1 protein-coding gene and 1 pseudogene are annotated in these 610 nt (G+C 46.7%); both read left to right on the plus strand.

Features of this window, described 5'->3' with window-relative positions; translation table 11 throughout:
- On the plus strand, positions 1–339 hold a 339-nt coding region (locus tag ACUU1I_RS21060), incomplete at its 5' end, for a phage tail protein (RefSeq protein ID WP_077882971.1).
- A 2-nt stretch (positions 340–341) separates the two neighbouring features.
- Positions 342–610: pseudogene (locus tag ACUU1I_RS21065) on the plus strand (tail fiber assembly protein); the annotation flags it as partial.

Consider the following 610-nt stretch of genomic DNA (forward strand, 5'->3'; position numbering starts at 1 on the left):
GATGATTCAGGCTGGCATTTTTTCAGCCAGAGAAACCCGGATAACAGCATAGTGTTCACTGTTAACGGACAGGTAATTCCGTTAAATTACGGAAACTTCGATGCCCGCTATAAATATCGAACAGAGGGGGTACAGGATGTACGGTATGGCCATGAAATGTATTACAGCCCCGGCAGTAACACCGTTTCGTGGAGATTTTGCGCACCTTCGGGACACGGGCTGTCAGGGATGGCGATATCGGATACCGGCCGTAACTCAGCGGATAACGTTGACGGTGTGTATTACCGACCACTGCAAAAACTGATTAATGGCACCTGGTATAACGTAGCGAGTATTTAACAATGTTGCATTTAAAAAATATTACTGCGGGTAATCCGAAAACAGCAGAACAATATCAGATGACAAAACGATATTCGGTCACCTGGCTTTTTTCAGAAGACGGAAAAAACTGGTATGAAGAGCTGAAGAATTTCGCCAGCGACACAATAAAAATAGCTTACACCGGAGATGGTCGCGTGGTGTGGGTCGGTAAGGATGTGACAGGCATCGAGCCACGCAATGCCAGCGTTATCGAAGTTCCGGATATTACCGCTAACCGACGGATTACCGC

The sequence above is a fragment of the Shigella sp. SIG3 genome, assembly GCF_053555855.1.